17 protein-coding genes and 2 tRNA genes are annotated in these 21,299 nt (G+C 72.9%); 14 read left to right on the top strand and 5 right to left on the bottom strand.

What is annotated here, in order from left to right:
* Together WMI84_RS09665 and orn are read right to left on the bottom strand one after the other, a co-directional pair.
* Positions 1-76: transfer RNA gene (locus WMI84_RS09665), tRNA-His, on the bottom strand.
* Between the two features lie 102 nt (positions 77-178).
* Positions 179-814 (bottom strand): oligoribonuclease, encoded by a 636-nt coding sequence (orn, locus tag WMI84_RS09660; protein ID WP_347352582.1) that lies wholly within the window; start codon positions 812-814, stop codon positions 179-181.
* Between the two features lie 40 nt (positions 815-854).
* Here orn and WMI84_RS09655 point away from each other — a divergent pair, with 40 nt between their 5' ends.
* The 6 genes from WMI84_RS09655 to ettA all read left to right on the top strand — a co-directional run bounded on the left by WMI84_RS09655 (position 855) and on the right by ettA (position 8,283).
* Positions 855-2,027, top strand: coding sequence for a PrsW family intramembrane metalloprotease (locus WMI84_RS09655; RefSeq protein ID WP_347352580.1), 1,173 nt, complete (start codon positions 855-857; stop codon positions 2,025-2,027).
* 45 nt (positions 2,028-2,072) lie between these two features.
* Positions 2,073-2,145 (top strand) — tRNA-Arg (locus WMI84_RS09650).
* Between the two features lie 154 nt (positions 2,146-2,299).
* Entirely contained in the window at positions 2,300-4,009 is a 1,710-nt protein-coding gene (locus WMI84_RS09645) for a GTPase domain-containing protein (RefSeq protein ID WP_347352578.1), read from the top strand.
* Positions 4,006-5,691 carry a GTPase gene (locus WMI84_RS09640; protein WP_347352576.1) on the top strand — a complete coding sequence of 562 codons (1,686 nt, stop codon included), beginning with the start codon at positions 4,006-4,008 and terminating at the stop codon, positions 5,689-5,691. The genes WMI84_RS09645 and WMI84_RS09640 overlap by 4 nt, the downstream gene beginning before the upstream one ends.
* A gap of 180 nt (positions 5,692-5,871) precedes the next feature.
* Positions 5,872-6,558, top strand: coding sequence for a single-stranded DNA-binding protein (locus WMI84_RS09635; RefSeq protein WP_347352574.1), 687 nt, complete (start codon positions 5,872-5,874; stop codon positions 6,556-6,558).
* 42 nt (positions 6,559-6,600) lie between these two features.
* Positions 6,601-8,283 (top strand): energy-dependent translational throttle protein EttA, encoded by a 1,683-nt coding sequence (ettA, locus tag WMI84_RS09630; RefSeq protein ID WP_347352572.1) that lies wholly within the window; start codon positions 6,601-6,603, stop codon positions 8,281-8,283.
* 29 nt (positions 8,284-8,312) lie between these two features.
* On the opposite strand, the gene WMI84_RS09625 is transcribed toward ettA, so the two are convergent.
* A complete protein-coding gene (locus WMI84_RS09625) occupies positions 8,313-9,329 on the bottom strand; it encodes a magnesium transporter CorA family protein (RefSeq protein WP_347352570.1) in 1,017 nt (338 codons plus the stop codon).
* A 35-nt stretch (positions 9,330-9,364) separates the two neighbouring features.
* Here WMI84_RS09625 and WMI84_RS09620 point away from each other — a divergent pair, with 35 nt between their 5' ends.
* Complete coding sequence (locus tag WMI84_RS09620) at positions 9,365-10,285, top strand: TIGR03560 family F420-dependent LLM class oxidoreductase (RefSeq protein WP_347352568.1); 921 nt, start codon at positions 9,365-9,367, stop codon at positions 10,283-10,285.
* 263 nt (positions 10,286-10,548) lie between these two features.
* Here the strand turns inward: WMI84_RS09620 and WMI84_RS09615 are convergent, their stop codons facing one another.
* A complete protein-coding gene (locus WMI84_RS09615; protein WP_347352566.1) occupies positions 10,549-11,082 on the bottom strand; it encodes a 2'-5' RNA ligase family protein in 534 nt (177 codons plus the stop codon).
* A gap of 64 nt (positions 11,083-11,146) precedes the next feature.
* Here WMI84_RS09615 and WMI84_RS09610 point away from each other — a divergent pair, with 64 nt between their 5' ends.
* Complete coding sequence (locus WMI84_RS09610; protein ID WP_347352565.1) at positions 11,147-11,911, top strand: SDR family oxidoreductase; 765 nt, start codon at positions 11,147-11,149, stop codon at positions 11,909-11,911.
* Positions 11,912-12,019: 108 nt separating this feature from the next.
* Here WMI84_RS09610 and WMI84_RS09605 read toward each other — a convergent pair whose 3' ends face one another.
* Entirely contained in the window at positions 12,020-13,075 is a 1,056-nt protein-coding gene (locus WMI84_RS09605; protein ID WP_347352563.1) for a cell wall-binding repeat-containing protein, read from the bottom strand.
* Positions 13,076-13,275: 200 nt separating this feature from the next.
* Between WMI84_RS09605 and WMI84_RS09600 the strand changes: the two genes are divergently transcribed.
* The 6 genes from WMI84_RS09600 (at position 13,276) to ffh (ending at position 21,133) form a co-directional block, all read left to right on the top strand.
* Complete coding sequence (locus tag WMI84_RS09600; protein WP_347352561.1) at positions 13,276-13,437, top strand: hypothetical protein; 162 nt, start codon at positions 13,276-13,278, stop codon at positions 13,435-13,437.
* Positions 13,438-13,514: 77 nt separating this feature from the next.
* Positions 13,515-14,714: a signal recognition particle-docking protein FtsY gene (gene ftsY, locus WMI84_RS09595; protein ID WP_347352559.1), complete on the top strand. Its 1,200-nt coding sequence runs from the start codon at positions 13,515-13,517 to the stop codon at positions 14,712-14,714.
* Positions 14,715-14,961: 247 nt separating this feature from the next.
* A complete protein-coding gene (locus WMI84_RS09590) occupies positions 14,962-16,404 on the top strand; it encodes an ammonium transporter (RefSeq protein ID WP_347352557.1) in 1,443 nt (480 codons plus the stop codon).
* Positions 16,401-16,739: a P-II family nitrogen regulator gene (locus WMI84_RS09585; protein ID WP_347352555.1), complete on the top strand. Its 339-nt coding sequence runs from the start codon at positions 16,401-16,403 to the stop codon at positions 16,737-16,739. The genes WMI84_RS09590 and WMI84_RS09585 overlap by 4 nt, the downstream gene beginning before the upstream one ends.
* Positions 16,740-16,763: 24 nt before the next feature.
* Positions 16,764-19,169, top strand: a complete 2,406-nt coding sequence (locus WMI84_RS09580) for a [protein-PII] uridylyltransferase (RefSeq protein WP_347352553.1) — start codon at positions 16,764-16,766, stop codon at positions 19,167-19,169.
* 350 nt (positions 19,170-19,519) lie between these two features.
* Entirely contained in the window at positions 19,520-21,133 is a 1,614-nt protein-coding gene (gene ffh, locus WMI84_RS09575) for a signal recognition particle protein (protein ID WP_347352551.1), read from the top strand.
* Positions 21,134-21,299 lie beyond the last annotated feature (166 nt).

The raw sequence follows: 21,299 nt of genomic DNA, 5'->3' as shown, positions 1-21,299 counted from the left end.
TGGGGTGAGTGACGGGACTCGAACCCGCGACCCCCTGGACCACAACCAGGTGCTCTACCAGCTGAGCTACACCCACCATGCGTCTCGCGGACGCGCCGGACGGGGCCCAGCCCCGAGAGTCGGCGTCGCCAATCGTACCTGTTCCCGTGCAGTGCTCGTGACCGCCCCGGCCCGGCGGTCAGGCGCCGGCGCGCGGGGTGACGGTGAACCGCTCGGCGAGCCCCTTCACCGTCGGGGTGTCCGGGCCCGGCTCCGGCACGAAGACCGCGGCCCGGTAGTAGCGCAGCTCGGCGATCGACTCCTGGATGTCGGCGAGGGCGCGGTGCCCGCCCGCCTTCTTCGGGGCGTTGTAGTACACCCGTGGGTACCAGCGTCGCGAGAGCTCCTTGATGGAGGAGACGTCGATGACGCGATAGTGCAGGTGTCCCTCCAGCTCCGGCATGTCGCGGGCGAGGAAGCCCCGGTCGGTACCGACCGTGTTGCCGCCCAGCGGCGCGCGACGCGGCTCCGGGACCTGGGCGCGCACGCACTCCAGGACCCTGGCCTGCGCCTCCTGCAGGCTCACCCCGTCGTCGAGCTCGCTGAGCAGGCCGGAGGTGCGGTGCATGTCGCGCACGAAGTCGTCCATCGCGGCCAGGGTCTCGGCCGGTGGCCGGATGACGACGTCCACCTCGTCACCGAGCTGGTTGAGCTCGAAGTCGGTCACGAGCGCGGCCACCTCGATCAGGGCGTCGGTACGCAGGTCCAGTCCGGTCATCTCGCAGTCGATCCAGACGATGCGGTCGGTGACGGCGCGGTGGTTGGTGTCGCTCACCGCACCACCCTATAGAGCCGGCTGCACTACCCTGCTCGGCATGACCTCCGGGACCGGGCCGCTGCCGGACCGGCCCGACACGGTATGGAGCCGGGCCCCCAACCCGTCCCGACGACCAGCCCTGCGGGCGGCCATCACGATCGGCGTCGTCGCCGTCGCGTTCCTGGCCGGCCTGCTCCTGCTGTTCGTCGTCATCGACAGCGCCCTGTCGGCGCGAGCCGCCCTGCTCGCCGGCCTGTACGCACTCATCCCGGTGTGCATCGTGGTGCCGACCTACCTCTGGCTGGACCGGTGGGAGGCCGAACCACTGCGCCTGCAGCTGCTGGCCTTCCTCTGGGGTGCCGTCGTCGCGGTCGCCGGCGCCTACGTCCTGAACACCATGAGCGTGCTGGCCCTCGCCCGGGCGGACTGGACCGACCCGATGGCGACCGGGGCGGTGTACGTGGCGCCGGTCGTGGAGGAGACCCTCAAGGGCCTGGGCATCGTGGTGGTCTACCTCTTGCGCAGGCGCGAGTTCGACGGCGTCGTCGACGGGGTCGTCTACGCGGGCATCATCGGGGCCGGGTTCGCCTTCACCGAGAACATCCTCTACCTCGGGCAGGCGTTCACCGCCGGTGGGCCGGAGGCGCTCTCGGCGACCTTCGTGGCGCGGGGGCTGATGAGCCCGTTCGCGCACTCGCTCTTCACGGCCTGCACCGGCATCGGTCTGGGCATCGCCGTGACCGCCCGGCAGCCGGTCCGGCGCGTCGTCGCCGCCCTCGGCGGGTGGCTCTGCGCGGTCATCCTGCACGGCATCTGGAACCTGACGAGCCTGGCCGGCCTGCAGGGTTTCATGGTCGCCTATGTCAGCATCCAGGTGCCGCTCTTTCTCGCGTTCGTCGGCTTCGTCGTCTGGCTCCGCCACCGCGAGGGCCGGCTGATCGGCCGGTACCTCTCGCCGTATGCCGACGCGGGGTGGCTCACCCACGGTGAGGTGGCGATGCTGTCGCACCTGCGTGACCGCAAGCAGGCCCGGCGCTGGGCCCGCCGGCACGGCGGTGCCGCGGCGAAGCGTTCGATGGCAGCATTCCAGGACAGCGCGAGCGACCTTGCCCTGCTGCGCTGGCGGCTCGTGCAGGGCAAGGCCGGTGCCGGAGCCCAGCAGCGCGAGCTCGACCTGCTCGAGGCGATCACCGAGCACCGCCGCGCGTTCGTCGGGTCGCCGGTGACCTGATCCGGGTCAGCGGCGCGCCTATGCTGGGTGCGCGTCCACGCACCGGCCCCTGTAGCTCAGTGGATAGAGCAAGAGCCTTCTAATCTCTTGGTCGCAGGTTCGAGTCCTGCCGGGGGCGCCGCCACCCTGCGTGCCGTCCGAGCGGGTATGCCGCTCACCCTCCGCCGCTCGGACCGAGGACAGCGTCCGGGGCCGGGCCCGGACCGGCTCTGCGGCGACACGCGCAGGTGAGGGCTTGGTCGGGGAGGCCCGGACGCGGAAGGATTGCCGCTGTGCGGGCGGGTCCCGAGGCCGGAGCGGGGGCACTGCTGGAGGCGGTGACCCGGCTGCGTGCTGCGGTCGACGCGACCCGACTGCCCTTCGAGCTGCCCGGGGTCGGAGGTGACCGTACGGCACGTCGCCGCCTGCTCGACCAGCTCGACGACTACGTCATCCCCCGGCTGGCCTCGCTCGACGCGCCGCTGCTGGTCGTCGTGGGCGGCTCGACCGGTGCAGGCAAGTCGACGCTGGCCAACTCGCTGGTGGGCCACGAGGTCACCCAGCCCGGTGTGCTGCGCCCGACGACCCGCTCGCCCGTGCTGATCCACCACCCCGGTGATGCGCGCTGGTTCACCGACCAGCGCATCCTGCCCGGGCTGGCCCGGGTGACCGGTGCCCCGCACGACACGGAGGCCACCGGCGCGGTCCGCCTGGTCGCCACCGAGGCGGTGGGCGCCGGGATGGCCCTGCTGGACGCGCCGGACATCGACAGTGTCGTCGAGTCCAACCGAGATCTGGCGGCCCAGCTGCTCGCGGCCGCCGACCTCTGGGTCTTCGTCACGACCGCGGCCCGGTACGCCGACGCCGTGCCGTGGGAGCTGCTCCGCGAGGCGGCCGACCGTGGCACGTCGGTCGCCGTCGTGCTCGACCGAGTGCCCACCGAGGCGGTCGGCGAGATCGGCCCGCACCTGTCCGGGATGCTCCGCGAGCAGGGGTTGGGCGAGGCACCGCTGTTCACCATCGTCGAGAGCCGGCTGGCCCGGGGGCTGTTGCCCCCGGAGCAGATCGCCCCGCTGCACGACTGGCTGCAGGCCCTCGCGGGCGACGCGCAGGCCCGCGCCGAGGTGGTCCGGCACACCCTCACCGGGGCACTCACGTCACTCGACGCCCGCGCGGGCGAGCTCGGCCGGGCGCTGGCCCGGCAGGACGTGGCCGCGCGCGACCTGCGCGAGGCCGGACGGGCGGCATACGACGAGGCCCTCGCCCATGTGCGGGCCGGCATGCGCGACGGCACCCTGCTGCGTGGGGAGGTCCTGGCACGGTGGCAGGAGTTCGTCGGCACCGGCGAGCTGTTCCGCCAGATCGAGTCGGCCGTGTCGCGGCTGCGCGACCGCATCACCGCCTTCGTCAAGGGCGAGCCGGCCCGCGCCGACGACCTGGGAGCCGCGCTCCAGTCGGGTGTCGAGTCGCTCGTGGCCAACCGCGCCGAGCTCGCCGCCACGGCGACCGCCCGCCGGTGGCGCACGCTGCCCGGCGGCGACCAGCTGCTCGCCGCCGACCCGACCCTCCTGCGGTCCGGCGCGGGGACCGACGCGCGGGTCCAGCGTCTCGTACGCGACTGGCAGGGCGACATCCTCGAGATGGTCCGTCACGAGGGCCGCGACCGGCGCACGACCGCCCGGATCATGGCCTACGGCGTCAACGGCCTCGGTGTCGTGCTGATGCTCGTCACCTTCGCCGGCACGGCGGGGATCACCGGCGCGGAGGTCGGGATCGCCGGCGGCACGGCCGTGGTCGGGCAGAAGCTGCTCGAGGCGGTCTTCGGCGACCAGGCCGTGCGCGAGCTGTCGAAGAAGGCGCGTCAGCAGCTCGAGGCACGGGTCGCGGCGCTGTATGCCGCCGAGCTGGGCAGGTACGAAGCAGCAGTGGGCGCGGTGTACGTCGAGGCCGGCGACGGACGCGCCCTCGAGACCGCCGCCGCGGCTGTACGGGCGGCGCGATGAGCCCGATGCTCACGGGACCGGACCCGATGACGCCGGTCAGCACCGACCGGCTGCTGGCCCGCGTCACGGCGCTCAGCCTCGCCCTGGTCAGCGGCGGCGGCGAGCTCGACCCGGAGGCCGCGGACGCGGCCCGACGGGTCATCGACAAGGTCGAGGCCCGCACGACCATCGCCGGCGACCACACCGTCGTCGCGCTCGCCGGCGCCACGGGAAGCGGCAAGTCGTCGCTGTTCAACGTGCTCGTCGGCGCGGACGTCGCCCGGATCGGGGCTCGGCGCCCGACCACCTCGCGACCGACGGCCGCGATCTTCGGGCCTGCCGAGGCGGGCGAGCTGCTCGACTGGCTCGAGGTCGACGCCCGACACGTCGTCACCGGCCCCGGGCCGGTGCCCGGCGAGGCGGACGGCGCAGACCCGCTCGACGGGCTCGTGCTGCTCGACCTGCCCGACTTCGACTCACGGGTGCTGGACCACCGTCGCGAGGCGGAGCGGGTGCTCGAGCTGGTCGACGTCTTCGTGTGGGTGACCGACCCGCAGAAGTACGCCGACGCCCGGCTGCACGACGACTTCATCAGGTTGCAGGCGGCCCACGAGGCGGTCACCCTCGTGGTGCTCAACCAGTGCGACCGGCTGGCGCGCGGCGACGTCCCGGCCTGCCGTCGCGACCTCGAGCGGCTGCTCGCGGCCGACGGTGTGCCCGGTGCGGAGGTGGTGACGACCTCGGCGCGCACCGGCGATGGGGTCGGCGCGCTCCGGGAGCGGCTCGCACACGCGGTGGCGGGGCACGTCGCCTCGCGCCGCCGGCTCGCCGGTGACGTGCAGTCCTGCGCGGCCCGGCTGCGTGCGGACGTCGCGGACTCGGAGGCGGACGTGGGGCGGCTGACGCATGCTGACCTGGACGCCGCACTGGCCAGGTCCGCGGGCGTGCCGGTCGTCCTCGAGGCCGTGGCGCGGGACTACCGACGAGAGGCGTTCGCGCACACCGGCTGGCTGTTCGCCCGGTGGACCCGGGGGTTCGCCGCCGACCCGCTGCGCCGGCTCCGGCTAGACCAGGCCGGCCGTCGTCCGCCGATCCCGGTCGCCGTCAAGGGTCGGGACGTGCGCGCGGTGCTCGGCCGGTCGTCGATCCCGGCACCGGGCGCCTCGACGGTCTCCGCCGTCGAGGTGGCGACGCGGTCGTTCGTGCGTGCGGCCGCGCACGGGCTGCCCTACCGGTGGGAGCAGGCCGTCGAGGACGCCGCCACCGGCGAAGGGGGCGCGCTGCCGGACGCGCTCGACCAGGCTGTGGTGGCCACCCCGCTGCGGGCCCGCCGGCCGCTGTGGTGGCACGTGGTCAACGTCGTGCAGTGGCTGCTCGGGGTCGCCGCGGTGGCGGGGCTGCTCTGGCTGGTCGTGCTCTTCGTACTGGGTTTCCTGCAGCTGCCCAGCCCGGACACGCCCACGGTCGGCATCGCTCCGGTGCCCGCCCTGCTCCTCGTGCCGGGTCTGCTGCTCGGGCTCGGGCTCGGTGCGCTGTCCGGGTGGTGGGCCAGGGTCGGGGCCCGGCACCGCCGGGCGGTGGTCGGCCGACGGCTGCAGGAGGCCGTCGCGGCCGTGACCGACGAGCGGGTGGTCGCGCCGGTCCGCGAGGTGCTCGCCCGGCACCGGAGCACGCGCGAGAGCCTCGAGCAGGCCGGGGGCTGACCCGGCCCCGGGTCGCGGCGCCTTGGCCGCGGCCCTTGTCCCCAGCCCCGGGCCGACGCGCCGCGTCGTGCACAGCCTGCACGGCCCGTCTCGCGCCCGGCGCCGGCGGGCACGAAGGTGGTCGGACGGGACCGGCCCTCGCCGGCCCATCGAGCACCCGGCACCGCAGGAGGAGCCACCATGAACGAGATCAAGGTCACCGTGCACGGCAACGTCGTGACCGACCCGACCCCCAGGGCCGCGCGCAACGGGAGCGTCTACACGACCTTCCGGGTCGCCACGACCCCCTATCGGCGTACCGCCGACGGCAGCTACGCGGACCTGGGCACGAGCTTCTACAGCGTCATCGCCTTCGACACCGTGGCCGCGAACGCGGCCGTCTCGGTGCGCAAGGGCCAACCCGTCATCATCGAGGGCAACCTGTCCACCAAGACCTACACCGACCGGGACGGCGTCAGCCACAGCTCGGTCGAGGTCGAGGCCCACCACATCGGGCACGACCTGCGGTGGGGGCGGGCGAGCTTCGAGCGGGTGAGCCGGGCCGCGGCCCTGGGTGCCGACCGCACCGCGGACGAGGAGGTGCGCCGCAGCGTCGCCGCCCTGGTCACCGCCGCGCGACCGGCCGGTGTCGACGAGAACGGCGAGATCCACGACGTCGCGGTGCCCGGCCCCCCGCCTCCGGCGCTCGTCGGCCCCGCCTCGGGCTACCCGGACGCGGACCGCCGGGCTCCCGCGGGCCCGGCCCCCGCCGGCCCGGCCGCGGACGACCCCGACGCGGACGACCCCGACGCGGACCGCCCGGGCTTCGGCGACCCGACCCCGGGCGACCCCGAGACCGACGACTACGAGCTGGCCGACGCGGTCTGACCGATTCCGGGCCGGGCGACGGCGCCGGATAACCTTCTGCGCATGGCCGAGTTCATCTACACCATGACCAAGGCGCGCAAGGCGCACAACGACAAGGTCATCCTCGACGACGTCTCGATGTCGTTCTATCCCGGCGCCAAGATCGGCATGGTCGGACCGAACGGCGCCGGCAAGTCGACGATCCTGAAGATCATGGCCGGGCTCGACCAGCCCTCCAACGGCGAGGCCCGCCTCGCCCCGGACGCGACGGTCGGCATCCTGCTGCAGGAGCCGCCGCTCAACGAGGACAAGACCGTCCTCGGCAACGTCGAGGAGGGCGCCGGCGAGATCAAGGCCAAGCTCGACCGGTACAACGAGATCTCCGCGCAGATGGCCGAGCCGGATGCCGACTACGACGCCCTCCTGGCCGAGATGGGCAAGCTGCAGGAGCAGATCGACCATGCCGACGCGTGGGACCTCGACAGCCAGCTCGAGCAGGCCATGGACGCCCTGCGCTGCCCGCCGCCCGACGCGCCGGTCACGAACCTGTCCGGCGGCGAGCGGCGCCGCGTGGCCCTCTGCCGGCTGTTGCTGCAGAAGCCCGACCTGCTCCTGCTCGACGAGCCGACCAACCATCTGGACGCCGAGTCGGTCCAGTGGCTCGAGCAGCACCTGGCGAGCTACCCCGGCGCCGTCATCGCGGTCACCCACGACCGGTACTTCCTCGACCACGTGGCGCAGTGGATCGCCGAGGTCGACCGCGGCCGGCTCTACCCGTACGAGGGCAACTACTCGACCTACCTGGAGAAGAAGTCGGAGCGGCTGCAGATCCAGGGCAAGAAGGACGCCAAGCTCGCCAAGCGGCTGCGCAACGAGCTGGACTGGGTCCGGTCCAACGCCAAGGGCCGACAGGCCAAGTCCAAGGCCCGCCTGGCTCGCTACGAGGAGATGGCGGCCGAGGCGGAGCGCACCCGCAAGCTCGACTTCGAGGAGATCCAGATCCCGCCGGGGCCGCGCCTCGGCTCGGTCGTCATCGAGGTCTCGCACCTGAAGAAGGGCTTCGACGACCGCGTCCTCATCGACGGGCTGTCCTTCACCCTGCCGCGCAACGGGATCGTCGGGGTCATCGGCCCCAACGGCGTGGGCAAGACCACGCTCTTCAAGACCATCGTCGGGCTGGAGCAGCCGGACGGCGGCCAGGTCAAGGTCGGGGACACGGTCCGGATCTCGTACGTCGACCAGGAGCGCGCTGGCATCGACCCGAAGAAGACCCTCTGGGAGGTCGTCTCGGACGGGCTCGACCACATCAAGGTCGGGCAGGTCGAGATCCCGTCCCGGGCCTACGTGTCGCAGTTCGGTTTCAAGGGCCCGGACCAGCAGAAGCCGGCCGGTGTCCTGTCCGGCGGCGAGCGCAACCGGCTCAACCTCGCCCTCACGCTCAAGCAGGGCGGCAACCTGCTGCTGCTCGACGAGCCGACCAACGACCTCGACGTCGAGACCCTGGGCTCGCTCGAGAACGCGCTGCTCGACTTCCCCGGCTGCGCGGTCGTCATCTCGCACGACCGGTGGTTCCTCGACCGGGTGGCGACCCACATCCTCGCCTACGAGGGCACCGAGGAGGACCCCGGGAGCTGGTACTGGTTCGAGGGCAACTTCGAGGCGTACGAGGCCAACAAGGTCGAGCGGCTCGGCCCGGAGGCCACCCGTCCGCACCGGGTCACGTACCGCAAGCTCACCCGCGACTGACGGTCTCGCGGCCGGGCGCCCCGGGCGGGTCAGATCCAGTCCTTGCGCTTGAACAGGGCGAACAGCACCAGCCCGAGGCCGAGGATGATGCCGACGCTGGCCACCACCCCCGAGACGCTGCCGAAGCCCGGATACGGGACGTTCATCCCGAACCAGCCCGTGACCGCGGTCGGGACGGCGATGATCGCGGCCCACCCGGTCAGCTTCTTCATCACGGTGTTCAGCCGGGCGTCCTGCAGGGACAGGTTGGTCTCGAAGACGGTCGTGACCATGTCGCGCAGCGACTCGGTCCACTCCGACGCGCGCAGCACGTGGTCGTAGAGGTCGGCGAAGTAGCCGTCCAGCTCGCTGGCGTGGCCGGTGGTCTCGGACCGGTGCCGCTGGACGGTGTTGACCACCTCGCGCATGGGCAGCACGGCCCGGCGCAGCTCGACGAGCTCCTTGCGGATCCGGTAGGTGCGGGTCTGCACCTCGCGAGAGCTCCCGCGCTCGTCGAACAGCACGTCCTCGAGCCCCTCGATCATCTGGTCCAGCTGCTGGATCGTCTCGAAGTGACCGTCGACGATGCTGTCGAGCAGCCCGTGCACGAGCGCCCCGACGCCGTACCGGAGCAGGTCGCGGTCATCGTCCCACCGTCGCTGGACGGCGGCCAAGTCGAACCCGGTGTGCCCGCGCACCGTGACGATGCCTCGGGGCAGCACGAAGGCGGAGATCCGGGTCAGCTCCATCCGGCTGCGTCGGGGGTCCGCGGGGTCGGCGTCGCGCAGGGCCGTCCCGTACACCGTCAGGAACGTGTGGCTCGCGTGCAGCGTGGCCTTGGGCCGCTCGTGCAGCAGGACGGCGTCCTCGACGGCGTGGGGGTCCAGGTCGAGCTCCACGGCGAGCTCGCGAAGCAGCTCGTGGTCCGGGCGGCGCAGGTCCACCCAGACCAGGGCATCGTCCTCGGCGAGGTGCTCCGACACGTCGCCGAGCGGGAAGCCCTCCGCAGCCGGCTCGCCGTGGCGCCACAACCTGGTCGTCACGCAGTCCTCCGGAGCCCGGGCCATGGTCACAGTCTGGCGGAGTCTGCGACGATCGCTGGATGCGTCTCGGACTACAGGTCTCCTGGTTCTCCTGGCCGGGGGCGCCCGGCTCGATCGGGCCCACCTTCGGTCGGATCGCCCGGGACGCCGAGGAGGCCGGGCTGTCCAGCCTGTGGGTGATGGACCACTGGTTCCAGATCCGGGGCGTCGGGCCCGCCGAGCTGGACATGCTCGAGGCCTACACGACCCTGGGGTATGCCGCCGGGCTGACCTCGCGGATCGAGCTCGGGGCGCTGGTGAGCGGGGTGACCTACCGGCATCCCGGGCTGCTCGCCAAGACGGTCACCACCCTGGACGTGCTGTCTGGTGGCCGGGCCTGGCTGGGGATCGGGGCGGCCTGGAACGAGGAGGAGCACAGGGGTCTGGGTGTGCCGTTCCCGCCGCTCAAGGAACGCTTCGAGCGGCTCGAGGAGACCCTGCGCATCGTCGGGCAGATGTGGGCGCAGGACGACGCCCCCTTCTCGGGCCGGCACTACACCCTGCAACGGACGCTCAACAGCCCGCCCCCGATCCGCCGGCCGCATCCGCCGATCCTCATCGGGGGCATGGGGGAGGAGAGGACGTTCCGCCTCGTGGCCCGGTACGGCGACGCGTGCAACCTCTTCGACGTCGGCCCGGACCGGGTCCGCGCGAAGCTGGCCGTCCTGGCACAACGCTGCGCGGAGACAGGTCGCGATCCACGGGAGGTCCGCAACACCGTGCTGTCCCGGGTGACCCTGTCCCGTACCGGCGGCGAGCGGGCCGCATCGGGCGAGACCACGCAGTCCGTCGGCGAGGCGGTCGACCGGCTCGGGGCGCTGGCCGAGGCCGGGGTCGACGACGTCATCCTCGGCATGGCCAACCCGGAGCAGCGTGAGGTCTACGAGCTCGTCGCGGACCTCGTGAGGCAGGCGGCGCCGTTGCATCGTGCGGGTCGGTGACGGTCGGCCGGGAGAAGGTGCCCGGTGGACCGAGACGAGAGCCGGGTCGGCTCGAGGGCTGCGACGGTCCCTCGGCGCAGTGACTGCACCTTGATACGACGCCGTCATCGACGATGACGGGGTGCAGGATGGCCCTTCTCCACACGGCCGCGGAGCTGCGTCTCGGGTTGACGTCCGTCGGGTCGCGTGTCTCGGGGGTGCGTCCGCGAACGCTGGGTGCGGATCGGGACATGGTGCGCGGTCGACCGAGGGAGCGGGGCCCGCTACCCCGGAGCGCCGAGCCTCCAGCTCGTGACGAGGTGGCAGTTGCCCGGCTCGTACCAGGCCAGGTCGAGGCGGTCGGCCCGGCACCGGGCCGGCACGAGGCCGCCGAGCAGCCGTCTGGTCGAGACGAGCGAGACCGTCGCGGAGACGGCGTCGAGCGTCAGGTGCGCTGTCACGGCAGGGAACTGGGCGGCATACGGCGGCTTGTCGGGGAAGGCGGCGCAGAGCTGGTCGGTGACGCGGCGGAAGGGCGCCGCGGGCTCGGGGAGGAGGTGGACGATCCCGTTCGGGAAGACGCCGACCCGCTCGAGGGTGAACGCGAACGGCGTGGTCAGGGCGACGACCGACGCGACGAGGTCGAGGTTGTGCCGGGTCATCTCGTCCGGCGTCAGGAACGGGCCGAGCGCGGTGATGTGCGCGTGCGTGAAGGCGGGGTCAGCCGAGACGTAGTCGGCGTCGTAGTGCTCGTGACGGGCTCGGACCACGGGTTCGAGCTCGGCCACGGGGAACTGCAGGACGGAGTGGCCGGGCACGTTGACAGCATCGGACACCACAGCCACACTGAGCAATCGCTCACCTGCCGTCCGGAGGTTGTCCATGGACGCACGTCGTCACGAGGGTGCGGTCGCGATCGTCACCGGTGCGAGCCGTGGCATCGGGCTCGCGATCGCCCGGCGCCTGGTCGACGAGGGGGCCCGCGTCGTCGTCACCGCTCGTCGGCCGGAGGCGCTGGACGAGGCGGTCGCCCGGCTCGGCGGTCCGGCCCACGCTCTCGGGGTCCCCGGCAACGCCGGCGACGAGGCGCACCAGCAGGCGGTCGTCGAGGCGGCCCGGGCCACCTTCGGCGGTCTGCACTACCTGGTCAACAACGCCGGCATCAATCCCGTGTACGGGCCCATGCTCGACAGCGATGTGGCGGTGGCCCGCAAGGTGCTCGACGTCAACGTCGTCGCGGCCTTCGGCTGGGTCCAGCACGCGGTGCGGGCGGGTCTGGGTGACCGCGACCGCCCCGGCGCCGTGGTCAACGTCGCCTCGGTGGCCGGCCTGGGCGCGTCCGGCACGATCGGCTGGTACGGCGTCTCCAAGGCGGCGCTCATCCACCTGACGATGGAGCTCGGCTACCAGCTGGGTCCCGAGGTGCGCGTCAACGCGGTGGCCCCCGCGGTCGTCAAGACGAGGTTCGCCACCGCCCTGTACGAAGGACGGGAGGTCGAGCTCGCCGCCACCTACCCGATGAAGCGTCTCGGGGTGCCCGAGGACATCGCCGGTGCAGTCAGCTTCCTGCTCGGTGGCGAGGCGGGGTGGATCACCGGCCAGACCCTGACGATCGACGGCGGGGTCACGCTCGGGGGAGCGCTCTGACCGGCGCCGTCGGGTCCCCCGTCCTGCTGTATGCCGCCGGGCCGGGACCGCGCGTCCGACGGCCTCCGGGCCGCCGTCCGAGGGCCCAGCCTGCGACGCCGACCCCCGTCAGGGGTTGATCGCGGTGGTGAAGGCGGCCTTGACCTTGTCGCTGACCACGCTCTTGCCGCCCAGGACGGCACCGACCTCGACGGTGGGCGGCGTGGCCGACTCGACAAGGGCCTTCGTCGTGTCCTTGGTGGTGGCCGGCAGCGACGTGGCCCTGGTCAGCATGAGCGGGCCGACGGCGGCCACGAGCGCGCCACCGGCGAGCGCGTCCGGCCAGTTCTCGCCGGTCGCCAGCGCGACCCAGGTCGGGTCGTCGTCGGGCGAGTCCGGGTCGCCCCAGAACAGGTGGGCGATGTCCGCGGCGGTCTCGTACCGATCCCGGCCCACGATGCTCATCGTCCAGGGGAACGCGGCGCCGGCGCTGGCCCCGCCGATCGCGTAGATGTCGGTGCCGGCGGTGCGCTCGGCGTCGAGGTAGCTCTTGACCGCGGTCGGGAGCACGCCGTCCTTCGTCAGCACGACCGAGGCCCCATAGCCGCCGGCGGTGGCTCCTGCCGCGAGGCCGTCCGGGAAGTTGCGCCCGGTCGTGGCGAAGATGAACTGCGGGTGGCGCGCGCCCCCGAGCGCCGCGACCTCCTTGGACACCTTGACCGACGTCGCGTAGCGGTCGGGGCCCGAGAGGCGTCTGACGGAGTAGCCCTCGTCCTGCAGGCGCTGCTCGACCCCGGCCGAGATCGCGCCCGTGCCGCCGAGCAGGTAGACGGTGCCCGTGCCGTCGAGCAGCCGCCGGATCTCGGTGAGGGTCGCGGAGTCGACGGCACCGGGGCGGGTCAGCAGCAGCGGTCCACCAGCGGCCCCGGCTAGGGCCGAGCCGCCGAGGGCGTCGGCGTACTGGTCGTAGCGGCTGAGCACGACTGCCGAAGCGGGATCGCCGGAGTCGTCGCCGGCGTCGCTCCAGACCAGCTTCGAGGCGGCGACGGCGGTCGCGATCCGATCCGGTCCGGCGACACGGTGCACGGGGACGCCGGCATAGGCGGCAGCGGCATACCCCGTCGCGCCGGCGGTCAGAGCCGCAGTGGCCGTGAGGACGGAGGCAAGGCGAAGGACACGGTTCATGGCGGCTCTTTCAGAGGGGGGCGGCGGTTGGCGCCGGGAGCGGCCAGAGTAACCTCGATGGTGGCCGGTCGGGTCCGGAAACGCCCGATTGGTCCGCATCGGGCCCAGAAGGTCACGGAAGGATGACGAATCGGTGACGGAACGACGAGATCTGACCAAGATGCGCCCATCGCGCCAACCACATGTCTCACTCTGATCACATGGTGCTGCTCATCTTCCTGATGCTGGTCGCCACCGGTCTCGGTGTCGCGATCGTCGGCTCGGTCGCCCTGCCCGCCCATCGTGACGGCAAGGGCATGCTCTCGGCGCGCGGCACAGCGCGGGTCGACGCGGTCCGCCGACGCCGGCCGCGCACCCACTGACGGCAGAGCGGGGCGCCGCCGGTCCCTGCTGGTAGCGCCGGCCGGGTGACGCCGGGGGCTCGTGGTTGGATGTCCGGGTGGACAACCTCTGGCTCTACGTCATCATCGCGCTGATCGTCCTGGTGCTGGCTGCGGCCACGGTCTACGGTCTCATGCGGGGCCGGGGGGGCGCCGAGCGCAGCGTCGAACCGAGCAGGCCTGCGCAGCCGATGCCGTCGGGTTCCCCGGCCGTCGACTCCGGCCAAGGTGCGGCCACCGCGACGGCGCCGCCACCGGAGCACCCCGCCGAGCCGTCCGAGAGCCCTGCCGAGGCTCTCGAGGAGGTTGCTCCCGCGCCCGCGGTCGAGCGGCCCGAGTCGGCCCGAGGGCGCCTGCAGCGGCTGCGGGCCCGGCTGGCCCGCTCGAACTCCGCGATCGGCAAGGGGCTGCTGGCGCTGCTGTCCCGGGGTCACCTCGACGAGGAGGCCTGGGAGGAGGTCGAGGACACGCTGATCGCCTCCGACCTCGGCGTCGAGGCGACCACCGAGCTGGTCGAGTCGCTGCGCACCCAGGTCAAGGTCGAGGGCACGACCGACGAGGCGACCGTGCGCGGCTGGCTGCGCAAGGACCTGCTCGCCCTCGTCCAGCCCGAGATGGACCGCCGCATCGCCTCGTCCCGGGTCGGGATCCGGCCGGCCGTGATCCTCGTGGTCGGCGTGAACGGCACGGGCAAGACGACCACCGTTGGCAAGCTGGCCCGGGTCCTGGTCGCCGAGGACCGCGAGGTGCTGCTCGGGGCGGCGGACACGTTCCGGGCGGCCGCGGCCGACCAGCTCGAGACGTGGGGTGGGCGGGTCGGCGTCCCGACGGTCCGCTCCGACAAGGAGGGGGCCGACCCGGCCGCCGTCGCGTTCGACACCGTCAAGGCGGGCATCGAGCAGGAGGTCGACGTCGTCATCATCGACACGGCCGGCCGGCTGCACACCAAGGTCGGGCTCATGGACGAGCTCGGCAAGATCAAACGCGTCATCGAGAAGCAGAGCGAGATCGACGAGGTGCTGCTCGTCCTCGATGCGACGACCGGCCAGAACGGCCTGCAGCAGGCGAGGATCTTCGCCGAGGCCGTCGACGTCACCGGGATCGTCCTGACCAAGCTCGACGGCACCGCCAAGGGCGGCATCGTGGTGTCCGTGCAGCGCCAGCTGGGGGTCCCGGTCAAGCTGGTGGGCCTGGGCGAGGGCCCCGACGACCTGGCGCCCTTCGACCCGGAGGCCTTCGTCGACGCCATCGTGGAGTGACGCCGGGTCGACGCCGGGCCGACGCCGGGCCGAGGACCCGAGCGAGCTCCGGCGAGTGAGGCCGCAGGCTCCGTCGTCTGCCACGAGAAGTGCCATCGGGTGCAGTTGTCGTGCTCCCCGCCCCCGGCACCGGCCGGCAGAACGGTGCCCCGCCCGAAACGAGAACGTCACCTGGGCGCGGATCTGTTGACACGTCCGTAACATGCGCCGCGCGTGCCGGAAACGCGCCGCCCGGAGACTGCTCGACATGAACCGTGCACTCGACAGCGGCGACACCGCCTGGATGCTCGTCAGCGCCTCGATGGTGCTGCTCATGACCCCGGGGCTCGCCCTCTTCTACGGGGGCATGGTCCGGGGCAAGTCCGTCCTCAACATGATGATGATGTCGTTCGGCGCGATGGGCGTCGTCGGCATCGTCTACGTCCTCTGGGGCTACTCGATGTCCTACGGGCCGCGGTCGGTGGCGGGTCTGTTCGCGGACCCCTTCGACCTGTTCGGCCTGCACGGGGCGATCACCGACGGCGCGGGCGCCTACGTCATGAGCGGCAGCTACCCGACCGTGGTCAACGTCGCGTTCCAGCTGACCTTCGCGATCATCACGGTCGCGCTCATCAGTGGCGCGATCGCCGACCGGGTCAAGTTCAGCACCTGGCTCGTCTTCAGCGGCCTGTGGGTGACCCTCGCCTACTTCCCGCTCGCCCACCAGGTCTGGGGCGGTGGGCTGCTCTCCGGCTCACCCGACGGGCTTGCCGCGCGGCTGTTCGGCGTCACCGGCTCCGGCGCGGACGCAGCCGCCTCCGTCGCCCCGATCGACTTCGCCGGTGGGACGGTCGTGCACATCAACGCCGGAATGGCGGGGCTCGTCCTCGCGCTCGTCGTCGGCAAACGCATCGGCTTCGGCCGCACCCCGATGCGGCCGCACAACCTGCCGCTGGTGATGCTCGGCGCCGCGTTGCTGTGGTTCGGCTGGTTCGGCTTCAACGCCGGCTCGGCCCTCTCGGCAGGCGGCAGCGCCGGGGTCGCGTGGGTCAACACGACCGTAGCCGCATGCGCCGCGATGCTCGGCTGGCTGGCGACCGAACGCCTCCGCGACGGACACGCGACCTCGCTGGGTGCCGCCTCGGGCGTCGTGGCCGGCCTGGTCGCCATCACCCCTGCGGCCGGGGCACTGTCCCCGATCGGGTCGATCGGCCTCGGCGCGGTCGCAGGCGCGCTGTGTGCGGTCGCGGTCGGCCTGAAGTACCGGCTCGGCTTCGACGACTCCCTCGACGTCGTGGGCGTCCACCTCGTCGCCGGGCTGTGGGGGACCCTGGGCATCGGCCTGCTCGCCACCCGCACCGGGCTACTGTACGGCGGCGGGATCCGGCAGCTCGTGGTGCAGGCCCTCATCGCCCTGGCGGCGGTCACCGTGTCCGGCCTCGTGACGCTCGTGGTCGGTCTGGCCCTGCGCGCGGTGATGGGCTGGCGGATCAGCGCCGACGCCGAGGCGGCCGGGATCGACCACGACCTGCACGCCGAGTCGGCCTACGACTGGGGCCACCTGGCCGGGGGACTGGGGGTCGGCCTGGCCGGCTCGCCCGGCAAGGCCTGGCTGCCCGGCAACCCGGTCCCGGCCGGGATCGGGCTGGGCGGCGCGGCAGGCGCGCCCGGTGGCACCATCCACACCAACCGAACGGAGGCACAGCGATGAGGCTGATCACCGCGATCATCAAGCCGCACCGGCTCGAGGACGTGAAGCAGGCCCTGGAGGCCTTCGGCGTCTCGGGGATGACGGTCAGCGAGGCGAGCGGCTATGGTCGCCAGCGCGGGCACAGCGAGGTCTACCGCGGCGCCGAGTACACGGTGGAGTTCGTGCCCAAGGTGCGACTCGAGGTCATCGTCGACGGCATCGACGCCCCCGACGTCATGGAGGTCATCCTCAAGGCGGCCCAGACCGGCCGGATCGGCGACGGGAAGATCTGGTCGGTGCCGGTCGACGACGTGATCCGGGTGCGCACGGGCGAGCGCGGCCCGGCCGCTCTCTGAGGCCGCCCGGTGAGGATCTTGGACATGGCCCCGGGACAGCGGCCGGCGCCGGCGGACCGGACGTTCCGGTCCCGCCGGCTCGACCTGGCCGGCACCCGCGACTTTGCGACACCCGGCTCGGGTGCCGCCCGGCGCCGGGCGCTGACCGAGCACACCCGCCGCTGGCTCGGGCAGGTGTGGGACCGGGCCGGGGCCGGCCGTCGACTCGAGGGCGTCGCGCTCGCGGCGGTCGGTTCGCTGGCCCGGGGCGACTCAGGCCCGCTCAGCGACCTCGACCTCATCCTGCTGCACCACCCCCGGGGGCTGTCGGACGAGCACGTCGCGGCCTTCGCCGACCGGCTGTGGTACCCGGTCTGGGACTCGGGCGCCCGCCTCGACCACAGCGTGCGGACCGTCGCCGAGTGTCGTGCGGTCGCGGCGACAGACCTCTCGGCCGCCGTGAGCCTGCTCGACATCGTCCATGTCGCCGGTGACCCCGACGTCGTCGCCGCGGCTCGCTCCACGGTCGCGCACGACTGGCGAGCCAACGCCCGGACGCGCCTGCCGGAGATGGAGGCGGCGGTCGCGGCCCGGTACGCCCGGCACGGCGACCTCGCCCATCTGGTCGAGCCGGACCTCAAGGAGGCCCGCGGCGGGCTGCGTGACATGGGCCTGCTCCGGTCGCTGGCCGCGGCCTGGCTGGCCGACCGGCCGCACGGGGAGGTCGACGCCGCATACCGCCACCTGCTCGACGTCCGCGACGCCGTCCATGTCGTCACCGGTCGGAGCCGCGACCGCCTCGGCCGCGAGGACCAGGACGCCTGTGCGGCCCTGCTCGGGCTTCCGGACGCGGACGCGCTGCTGACCCAGGTGTCGGGCAGCGCCCGCGTCATCGCGTATGCCGCTCACACCACCCTGCGACGGGCCGGACAGTCCCAGCGGGCCCGGGTGCTGCGTGTCCGGCCGCGGCGGCCGCAGCTCGTGCCGCTCGGGTACGGCCTCTACCGGCACGACGGCGAGGTCGTGCTCGGGCCCTCCGCGGCGCCCCGGTCCGACCCGTTGCTGCCGCTGCGGGCCGCGCTGGTGGCAGCGCGCAACCGCCTGCCGCTCGCACCGGCGACACTGCACAACCTGGCAGGGCAGGTCCCTCCGCTGCCGGAGCCGTGGCCTGCGCTGGCGCGCGAGCTGTTCACCGACCTGCTCGCGACCGGACCTGCTCTCGTCCCGGTCTGGGAGGGGCTCGACCTGGCCGGTGTCGTCGACCGGTGGCTGCCGGAGTGGTCCGCGGTGCGGTGCCGCCCCCAGCGCAGTCCCGTGCACCGGCACACCGTCGACCGGCACCTGGTAGAGACGGTCGTGGTCGCTGGTGGCATGTTGCGCGACGTCGACCGCCCCGACCTGCTCGTCCTGGCAGCCCTGCTGCACGACATCGGCAAGGTGGCCGGATCGCGCGACCATGCCGCGGACGGGGCCGAGACGGCGGCCCGGGTGGCCCGCCGGATGGGGCTGGCCGGCCCGGAGCTCGAGCTCGTGGTGCGGCTGGTGCGCGAGCACCTGACCCTCGTCGAGCTCGCGACCCGGCGCGACCCGGCCGACCCCGGCACCCTCTCGGCACTGGCTCTGGCCGTGGACGGCTCGGTTCGGACCCTCGACCTGTTGCGGGTGCTCACCGAGGCGGACGCCCGTGCCGCAGGCCCGATGGCGTGGACCGACTGGCGGGCGGGCCTGGTCGACCGGCTGTGCGCCCGGGGGCGGCAGGCGCTGGGCAGCGGACCGGATGCAAACGGGACGGTCGCCGCGGAGCCGCTCGCCGGCAGGCTGGAGGAATACCTGACCGGACCCGAGCTCGAACAGCTGGCCCTGGGCCGACCCGTGGTCCACGTCGAGGTGAACGGCGGGGCGCACCGGATACTGGTCACGGACCGCGACCGCGTGGGCCTCTTCGCCGACACCGCTGGGCTGCTCGCCGCGATGGGCTTCGCGGTCCGGTCGGCCACCTTGCGGACCGGCGACGGCCTTGCCGCGAACGAGTGGTGGGTGGACTCGCCCGGGGGCCAGGTGCCGGTCGCCGAGCTGATCGTGCGTGATCTCGTCCGGGTGGCGGACGGCGACCGGGGGCCACTCGCCCTGATCGGCCGGCGCCGGGCCGAGCGACCCGCTCGCCGCCTGGTTCCCGGGTCACCCGACCAGACCCGCGCCCTCGTGCTGAGCGGGGCCTCGGAGTCCGCGACGGTCATCGAGGTGCGGACCTGGGACCGCCCGGGTCTGCTGCACGACATCGGGATCACGCTGGCCCGGGCGTCCCTGACGCTCCGGTCAGCCCACATCGCGACGCATGCCGGGTACGCGATCGACACCCTCTACGTAACCGAGCACACCGGCGCCGTCCTGGCTCCGGCTCGGGCCGCCCGGGCCGTCGCCATGATCATCGACGCCTGCGACGGGACCTGACCCGGCTCGAAGGGACCGCGGTCACCCGGAGCGGCGGCCCTCGTCCGGGACGAGGGCCGCCGCGTGGTGCGAGCGGTCCGCCTGGAGCGTGCAGGCCGTCGAGGTCCACCGGGCCGTGACCCCCGGTGGTGCCACTGGTCCGCCTGGAGCCGGTGCCGGGGTGCTAACCGGGCGCCGGCGGCGCGGACTGCGGGCGCGTCACGGCACCGACTCGGCTGCCCCGGACATCGGGCTGCGTCGCCTCCGGTCGACGACCGCCGAGCCTGGGCTCGACCACGACGCAGTGGCCGAGCTGGTGGTGACAGCGTCGCTGCAGGGGCCGGCGGTGGCCAGCGGTTAGAGTTGCCTGCGTGTTCGGAACCCTGTCTGATCGCCTGACCGCGACCTTCAAGAACCTGCGCGGCAAGGGCCGGCTCTCCGAGAGCGACGTCAACAAGGCGGTGCGCGACATCCGGCTGGCCCTGCTGGATGCGGACGTGGCACTCCCGGTGGTCAAACGGTTCACCGCCCGGGTCCGCGAGCGGGCCCTCGGCGCGGAGGTCAGCCAGGCGCTCAACCCGGCCCAGCAGGTCGTCAAGATCGTCAACGAGGAGCTCGTCGAGATCCTCGGTGGGCGGACGCGACCGCTGCGGCTCGCCAAGCAGCCGCCGACCGTGATCATGCTGGCCGGGCTGCAGGGCTCGGGCAAGACGACCTTCGCCGGCAAGCTCGGGCACTGGCTCAAGGACATGGGGCATACTCCGCTGCTGGTCGCCGCCGACCTGCAGCGGCCGAACGCCGTCACCCAGCTCGAGGTCACCGGTGAGCGCGCCGGGGTGCCGGTCTTCGCGCCAGAGCGCGGCAACATCGGCGGACACGACGCCGTCCTGGCCTCGGGTGAGGGCACGCACTCGTTCGGCGACCCGGTCGTTGTCGCCCGGGCCGGCGTCGAGGCGGCTCGCGCCCGGCAGCACGACGTGGTGATCGTCGACACCGCCGGCCGGCTGGCCGTCGACGCCAACCTGATGCAGCAGGCCGCGGACATCCGCGCTGCGGTCCAGCCCGACGAGGTCCTCTTCGTCATCGACGCGATGATTGGCCAGGCCGCGGTCGAGACCGCGCAGGCCTTCCACGACGGCGTCGCCTTCACCGGTGTCGTCCTGTCCAAGCTCGACGGTGACGCCCGAGGCGGTGCCGCGCTGTCGGTCGCGGAGATCACGGGCGAGCCGATCATGTACGCCTCCGTCGGCGAGAAGGTCACCGACATCGAGGTCTTCCACCCCGACCGGATGGCCGGGCGGATCCTCGACATGGGCGATGTCCTCACGCTCATCGAGCAGGCCGAGAAGGCGTTCGACCGGCACCAGGCCGACGAGATTGCCCGCAAGTTCCTCGCCGAGGAGGACTTCACCTTCGAGGACTTCCTCCAGCAGATGAACGCCGTGCGGAAGATGGGCTCGCTCAAGTCGATGCTGAAGATGATGCCCGGCATGCAGGGCATGCGCGAGCAGCTCGACGCCTTCGACGACCGGGAGTTCGACCGGGTCGAGGCGATGGTGCGGTCGATGACCCCCTTCGAACGGACCCATCCGAAGCAGATCAACGGTTCCCGGCGGGCCCGCATCGCCCGTGGCTCCGGTGTCACCGTCACCGACGTCAACCAGCTGCTCGAGCGGTTCGGGCAGGCCCAGAAGATGATGAAGTCGCTCGCCCGGGGCGGGGGCGGCGGGCTTCCGGGCATGCCGAGCCTGCCGGGATCCGGCAAGCGGGGGCGGGCTGCGCCGGCCAAGCGCAAGAAGAGCAAGAGCGGCAACCCGGCCAAGCGTGCAGCCGAGGAGCGGGCCCTGGCGGACAAGGCGGCGCAGAGTCGGCAGCAGTCGGCTGCCTCGGCGTTCGGCCTGCCCGGTGCCGGCGATGCGGACACGCCGGACCTCGACCCGTCGCAGCTGCCGAAGGGCTTCGAGAAGTTCCTCGGCGGCCGCTGAGCCTGCGCCGCGCCCTGCGTTCAAGGGGGGCTGCCCCGCGCCCGCCTGAACCGGGTCTGGTCGCGTGTCATGTCGCACCGTCGTGCCGTGGTCGTGCTCGGGACCCACGCCGACCGCGACATGACGCGTCACTGAACCGGGTCTGGTCGCGTGTCATGTCGCACCG

Origin of the sequence: Intrasporangium sp. (assembly GCF_039812505.1) — a bacterium.
GTDB lineage: Bacteria > Actinomycetota > Actinomycetes > Actinomycetales > Dermatophilaceae > Intrasporangium_A.
The sequence above is the reverse complement of the archived record's forward strand: the minus strand, read 5'-3'. Positions and strand labels throughout refer to the sequence as shown.

Excerpts from the sequence above, each read along its gene's own strand:
- WMI84_RS09655 (WP_347352580.1), top strand. The coding sequence starts at position 855 with ATGACCTCCGGGACCGGGCCGCTGCCGGACCGGCCCGACACGGTATGG.
- WMI84_RS09640 (WP_347352576.1), top strand. The coding sequence starts at position 4,006 with ATGAGCCCGATGCTCACGGGACCGGACCCGATGACGCCGGTCAGCACC.
- WMI84_RS09635 (WP_347352574.1), top strand. The coding sequence starts at position 5,872 with ATGAACGAGATCAAGGTCACCGTGCACGGCAACGTCGTGACCGACCCG.
- ettA (WP_347352572.1), top strand. The coding sequence starts at position 6,601 with ATGGCCGAGTTCATCTACACCATGACCAAGGCGCGCAAGGCGCACAAC.
- WMI84_RS09625 (WP_347352570.1), bottom strand. The coding sequence starts at position 9,329 with ATGGCCCGGGCTCCGGAGGACTGCGTGACGACCAGGTTGTGGCGCCAC.
- WMI84_RS09620 (WP_347352568.1), top strand. The coding sequence starts at position 9,365 with ATGCGTCTCGGACTACAGGTCTCCTGGTTCTCCTGGCCGGGGGCGCCC.
- WMI84_RS09610 (WP_347352565.1), top strand. The coding sequence starts at position 11,147 with ATGGACGCACGTCGTCACGAGGGTGCGGTCGCGATCGTCACCGGTGCG.
- WMI84_RS09605 (WP_347352563.1), bottom strand. The coding sequence starts at position 13,075 with ATGAACCGTGTCCTTCGCCTTGCCTCCGTCCTCACGGCCACTGCGGCT.
- WMI84_RS09600 (WP_347352561.1), top strand. The coding sequence starts at position 13,276 with ATGGTGCTGCTCATCTTCCTGATGCTGGTCGCCACCGGTCTCGGTGTC.
- WMI84_RS09590 (WP_347352557.1), top strand. The coding sequence starts at position 14,962 with ATGAACCGTGCACTCGACAGCGGCGACACCGCCTGGATGCTCGTCAGC.
- WMI84_RS09585 (WP_347352555.1), top strand. The coding sequence starts at position 16,401 with ATGAGGCTGATCACCGCGATCATCAAGCCGCACCGGCTCGAGGACGTG.
- WMI84_RS09580 (WP_347352553.1), top strand. The coding sequence starts at position 16,764 with ATGGCCCCGGGACAGCGGCCGGCGCCGGCGGACCGGACGTTCCGGTCC.